Source organism: Anaerotignum faecicola (assembly GCF_003865035.1).
In the GTDB taxonomy this organism is placed as follows: domain Bacteria; phylum Bacillota; class Clostridia; order Lachnospirales; family Anaerotignaceae; genus Anaerotignum_A; species Anaerotignum_A faecicola.
Genome location: NZ_BHVZ01000008.1, coordinates 1 through 6,318 on the forward strand (window position 1 = coordinate 1; position 6,318 = coordinate 6,318).

General features: G+C 47.8%; 1 protein-coding gene, 2 tRNA genes and 3 rRNA genes. All 6 read left to right on the forward strand.

Annotated features, from left to right (window positions below):
- Positions 1 to 223 precede the first annotated feature (223 nt).
- Positions 224 to 499, forward strand: coding sequence for a hypothetical protein (locus EJE48_RS08650; protein ID WP_124984508.1), 276 nt, complete (start codon positions 224 to 226; stop codon positions 497 to 499).
- A gap of 573 nt (positions 500 to 1,072) precedes the next feature.
- Positions 1,073 to 2,607 (forward strand): 16S ribosomal RNA (locus tag EJE48_RS08655).
- Between the two features lie 344 nt (positions 2,608 to 2,951).
- Positions 2,952 to 5,847, forward strand: a 23S ribosomal RNA gene (locus EJE48_RS08660).
- A 104-nt stretch (positions 5,848 to 5,951) separates the two neighbouring features.
- Positions 5,952 to 6,023, forward strand: a tRNA-Asn gene (locus EJE48_RS08665).
- Between the two features lie 8 nt (positions 6,024 to 6,031).
- Positions 6,032 to 6,103: transfer RNA gene (locus tag EJE48_RS08670), tRNA-Glu, on the forward strand.
- A 7-nt stretch (positions 6,104 to 6,110) separates the two neighbouring features.
- Positions 6,111 to 6,228, forward strand: a 5S ribosomal RNA gene (gene rrf, locus EJE48_RS08675).
- Together the 16S, 23S and 5S rRNA genes with 2 tRNA genes alongside form the textbook arrangement of a ribosomal RNA operon.
- The last annotated feature ends 90 nt before the right edge of the window (positions 6,229 to 6,318 follow it).

Genomic DNA, 6,318 nt, shown 5'->3' on the forward strand with positions numbered 1-6,318 from the left:
TTGTCTAAGGTGTTCCATAAGGAGCAGTGCATCGAAACAAAAGACAATTAAAAATGAAATTTCGACAAGGAGAGGGGCAACCCTCTTTTTGTTATATAATAAAGAAGAAACAGAGAAAAAATCCTAATAAAAGGAAAACGAATAAAATGAGAAAGACGAGACATACTATGACTGCGAGAGATGCTCGCGAGAGAAAAAAGAAGGATGACAGGAGGTCATAGTCATGGACAAAAACAATAACAAAACAAACAAAACGGAAAAGAACAACCAGAAGGGCATGAACAGAACAGAATTTGCACAGGAATACAGTATTGATACCGGCAAAAACGAAAAGACAATAAAACCAATAAAACAAACAAGACAAATAAGTGTGACTAAAAAAGGTTTTATTATGAAAAAGGCGGCTTTGATTCCAAGGGAAAAAGGGCTGCCTTTTCCTTTTTTGAGGGGAAGGAAAAAATATCGAAAAAAGGTGAAAAAAGGTGAAAAAAGGTGTTGACATTTTGTGTTAAGCGTGTATAATAAATAAATGTCGCTGCACGAAAGCAGTCGGAAAAAGAGTATAGGCATTGGTCAACAGCGAATGTTTGAAAAGAAAAACATTGACAAGCGGGACTACGGATGATATACTGATATCCGCTGACATAAACAGCGAAAACAAGCACAGAAAAATAAATAAAAAAGTGCTTGACAAACTGAATGATACTTGATAAAATATCATTCGCTGTCGAAAAAAACAGCAAACAAAATCGAATCAGGTATGGAAAATAATACTTGACAAGAAAATGAAGATTTGATAAAATAATCTTCGCTGCTGAAAAGCAGATTGATCCTTGAAAACTGAACAATGGATATGAATAAACACAACCCATAGTCAATTCTGTCAGAGTAGTTCTGAGCTGATTATGAAGCGCGACCATGTGACCAAAGGTTGCGGGAGGCGCTGAATAGCGAAGAATGGAGCGGTTTTCGCGAAGCGAAAAGACAACGCGAACTGACGAGATAATGAACTTGATTTTGCCGGTTTAGAAAAACCGGAGTTAGCCAGAAAAACTGGCTAGGAACAAAACTTTAACATAAGAGTTTGATCCTGGCTCAGGATGAACGCTGGCGGCGTGCTTAACACATGCAAGTCGAACGAAGATACTTAAAATGAGAGCTTCGGCAGGATTTTTATTTATCTTAGTGGCGGACGGGTGAGTAACGTGTGGGCAACCTGCCCTATACTGGGGAATAATCACTGGAAACGGTGACTAATACCGCATGTCATTACGGAAGGGCATCCTTCTGTAAGAAAAGGAGTAATTCGGTATAGGATGGGCCCGCATCTGATTAGCTAGTTGGTGAGATAACAGCCCACCAAGGCGACGATCAGTAGCCGACCTGAGAGGGTGATCGGCCACATTGGGACTGAGACACGGCCCAAACTCCTACGGGAGGCAGCAGTGGGGAATATTGCACAATGGGGGAAACCCTGATGCAGCAACGCCGCGTGAAGGATGAAGGTTTTCGGATCGTAAACTTCTATCAATAGGGACGAAGAAAGTGACGGTACCTAAATAAGAAGCCCCGGCTAACTACGTGCCAGCAGCCGCGGTAATACGTAGGGGGCAAGCGTTATCCGGAATTACTGGGTGTAAAGGGAGCGTAGGCGGCACGCCGAGCCAGATGTGAAAGCCCGAGGCTTAACCTCGTGGATTGCATTTGGAACTGGCGAGCTAGAGTACAGGAGAGGAAAGCGGAATTCCTAGTGTAGCGGTGAAATGCGTAGATATTAGGAAGAACACCAGTGGCGAAGGCGGCTTTCTGGACTGAAACTGACGCTGAGGCTCGAAAGCGTGGGGAGCAAACAGGATTAGATACCCTGGTAGTCCACGCCGTAAACGATGAGTGCTAGGTGTCGGGGAGGAATCCTCGGTGCCGCAGCTAACGCAATAAGCACTCCACCTGGGGAGTACGACCGCAAGGTTGAAACTCAAAGGAATTGACGGGGGCCCGCACAAGCGGTGGAGCATGTGGTTTAATTCGAAGCAACGCGAAGAACCTTACCAAGGCTTGACATCCCGATGACCGCTCTAGAGATAGAGCTTCTCTTCGGAGCATCGGTGACAGGTGGTGCATGGTTGTCGTCAGCTCGTGTCGTGAGATGTTGGGTTAAGTCCCGCAACGAGCGCAACCCTTATCCTTAGTAGCCATCATTGAGTTGGGCACTCTAGGGAGACTGCCGTGGATAACACGGAGGAAGGTGGGGATGACGTCAAATCATCATGCCCCTTATGTCTTGGGCTACACACGTGCTACAATGGCTGGTAACAGAGTGAAGCGAGACGGCGACGTTAAGCAAATCACAAAAACCCAGTCCCAGTTCGGATTGTAGTCTGCAACTCGACTACATGAAGCTGGAATCGCTAGTAATCGCGAATCAGAATGTCGCGGTGAATACGTTCCCGGGCCTTGTACACACCGCCCGTCACACCATGGGAGTTGGAAGCACCCGAAGTCGGTGACCTAACCGTAAGGAAGGAGCCGCCGAAGGTGAAGCCAGTGACTGGGGTGAAGTCGTAACAAGGTAGCCGTATCGGAAGGTGCGGCTGGATCACCTCCTTTCTATGGAGAAAAGCGGAGAAAAGCTGCATAAAAGCTTTTGTCAGAATGGATTGCTTGCAAGACAGGCTGACAAAGAGGTTTTAGGTAGGTTTGCGGAGCAAATACATGAGTAATGCGAAGCATTACGAATGGTTTTTCGTAAACATTTTTCAACGCAAGGTTGTGAAAGATATTCATTGTTCGGTTTTGAAGGATCAAACCTTCAAAACAACTTGCACCTTGAAAACTGAATACAAGTAAAGCAAAAATAGAGTCAATCGAGAAAACAAAATTTTCTATTTTCAAATGTAACAAAAGTTGTATCGCTACAACGAAACATTCCAGAGAAATAGCTATATTAAACTGGTCAAGCAAGAAAGAGCACAAGGAGAATGCCTTGGCACTAGGAGCCGATGAAAGACGTGGTAAGCTGCGAAAAGCTTCGGGGAGGCGCAAACAGCCATCGATCCGGAGATATCTGAATGGGGAAACCTACTTGAGCAAACCTCAAGTATCCATATGTGAATCCATAGCGTATGGAAGGGAACGCTGTGAACTGAAACATCTAAGTAGCAGTAGGAGGAGAAAGAAAACTCGATTTCCTAAGTAGCGGCGAGCGAACGGGAAAGAGGCCAAACCGAAGGACCTGGTTCTTCGGGGTTGCGGACTGCAATTAGCATTGCTGAGAGATAGACGAATGGTTTTGGGAAAGCCAGCCGTAGACGGTGAAAGCCCGGTAGACGAAATCTTGAAGCAGCGAGCAGGATCCAGAGTACCACGAGACACGAGAAACCTTGTGGGAAGCCGGGGGGACCACCCCCCAAGCCTAAATACTCCCTAGTGACCGATAGTGAAGCAGTACTGTGAAGGAAAGGTGAAAAGGACCCCGGGAGGGGAGTGAAAGAGAACCTGAAACCTTGTGCTTACAAACAGTCAAAGGCCTACGGGCTGATGGCGTACTTTTTGTAGAACGGTCCGGCGAGTTACTAATGCCAGCGAGGTTAAGATGTCAGAAGCATCGGAGCCGAAGGGAAACCAAGTCTGAATAGGGCGTAGAGTTGGTATTAGTAGACCCGAAACCGGGTGACCTATCCATGTCCAGGTTGAAGGAACCGTAAAAGGTTTTGGAGGACCGAACACACATGTGTTGAAAAACGTGGTGATGAGGTGTGGATAGCGGAGAAATTCCAATCGAACTCGGAGATAGCTGGTTCTCCTCGAAATAGCTTTAGGGCTAGCCTCGAGCTGGAGTCTAACGGAGGTAAAGCACTGAACTGACGCGGGGCCCAAAAAGGTTACCAACTCATATCAAACTAAGAATGCCGTCAAGATACCCTCGGGAGTCAGTCTGCGTGAGATAAGTCGCGTGGACAAAAGGGAAAGAGCCCAGACCGACAGCTAAGGTCCCAAAGTACGTGTTAAGTGGAAAAGGATGTGGGATTTCATAGACAACTAGGATGTTGGCTTAGAAGCAGCCATACATTTAAAGAGTGCGTAATAGCTCACTAGTCGAGAAAACCTGCGCCGAAAATGTAACGGGGCTAAAACACGACACCGAAGCTACGGATTCCTTACAAAGTAAGGAGTGGTAGAGGAGCATCCTGCAAGGACGAAGCCAAAGTGAGAGCGATGGTGGACGAAACAGGAGAGAGAATGCCGGAATGAGTAGCGAGATACATGTGAGAAACATGTAGGCCGAATATCTAAGGATTCCTGGGTAAAGCTAATCTTCCCAGGGTTAGTCGGGGCCTAAGGCGAGGACGAAAGTCGTAGTCGATGGATAACAGGTTGATATTCCTGTACTACACATAATCAGAACTGTGGGGACGCAGGAGGATAGGGAAACCGGGGAATGGAAAGACCCGGTCAAGCGTAAAGCTGTGGGAGATAGGCAAATCCGTCTCCTGTAAGTGAAACGTGATGAGGACTGAAAAAAAGTAAGGAAGTTTCCGAATCCACACTGCCGAGAAAAGCCGCTATTGCGTTATGTGTACCCGTACCGTAAACCGACACAGGTAGATGAGGAGAAAATCCACAGGCCGACGGGAGAAGTGTTGTTAAGGAACTCGGCAAAATGACCCCGTAACTTCGGGATAAGGGGAGCCTCGCAAGAGGCCGCAGAAAAGAGGCACAAGCAACTGTTTAGCAAAAACATAGGTCTATGCGAAACCGTAAGGTGAAGTATATGGGCTGACGCCTGCCCGGTGCTGGAAGGTTAAAAGGAGAGGTCAGCGCAAGCGAAGCTTTGAATTCAAGCCCCAGTAAACGGCGGCCGTAACTATAACGGTCCTAAGGTAGCGAAATTCCTTGTCAGGTAAGTTCTGACCCGCACGAAAGGCGTAATGATTTGTGCACTGTCTCGACAACACGCCCGGTGAAATTGAAGAACCAGTGAAGATACTGGTTACCCGCAACAGGACGGAAAGACCCCATGGAGCTTTACTGCAGCCTGATACTGGGATTCGATGATATATGTACAGGATAGGTGGGAGGCTAAGAAGCGAGAACGCTAGTTTTCGTGGAGCCGCCGGTGGGATACCACTCTTATGTCATTGAATTTCTAACCTGCATCCGTAATCCGGGTGAGGGACAATGTCAGGCGGGCAGTTTGACTGGGGCGGTCGCCTCCTAAAAGGTAACGGAGGCGCTCGAAGGTCACCTCAGAATGATTGGAAACCATTCAAAGAGTGTAAAGGCAAAAGGTGGCTTGACTGCGAGAGCGACGGCTCGAGCAGGTACGAAAGTAGGACTTAGTGATCCGGTGGTAATAAGTGGGAATGCCATCGCTCAACGGATAAAAGCTACCCTGGGGATAACAGGCTTATCTCCCCCAAGAGTTCACATCGACGGGGAGGTTTGGCACCTCGATGTCGGCTCATCGCATCCTGGGGCTGAAGTAGGTCCCAAGGGTTGGGCTGTTCGCCCATTAAAGCGGTACGCGAGCTGGGTTCAGAACGTCGTGAGACAGTTCGGTCCCTATCCGTTGTGGGCGCAGGAAATTTGAGAGGAGCTGTCCTTAGTACGAGAGGACCGGGATGGACGTACCTCTGGTGTACCGGTTGCAGACCAACTGCACAGCCGGGTAGCTATGTATGGAACGGATAAACGCTGAAGGCATCTAAGCGTGAAGCCGCCCTCAAGATAAGATTTCCCATTCTTCGGAAGTAAGATCCCTTAAAGATAATGAGGTTGATAGGTTGGAGGTGTAAGCATGGTAACATGTTCAGCTGACCAATACTAATAGATCGAGGGCTTGACCAAAAAAAGAAGGTTGACAAAGAAGACGATTGATGATAAACTAAAAAAGCTTTCACTGGTATTCAGTTTTGAAGGTGTAAGAAAGAGAATAAAGGGAAGTATAATAATCCTCGATAGCTCAATGGCAGAGCATCCGGCTGTTAACCGGAGGGTTGCAGGTTCGAGTCCCGCTCGGGGAGTTTTCTATGGTCCGTTGGTCAAGGGGTTAAGACACCGCCCTTTCACGGCGGTAACGCGGGTTCGAATCCCGCACGGATCATGATATTTCCGGTGACGATGCGCCTAGGGGACACACCCGTTCCCATTCCGAACACGACGGTTAAGACCTAGGCGGTCGATGGTACTTGGTGGGCAGCTGCCTGGGAGAGTAGATGGTCGCCGGAATTCAATAAGCCGATGTGGCTCAATTGGCAGAGCAGCTGACTTGTAATCAGCAGGTTATCGGTTCGAGTCCTGCTCTCTGTACTGTATCTC

Coding starts and splice junctions, on each gene's coding strand:
- EJE48_RS08650 (WP_124984508.1), top strand. CDS start 224: ATGGACAAAAACAATAACAAAACAAACAAAACGGAAAAGAACAACCAG.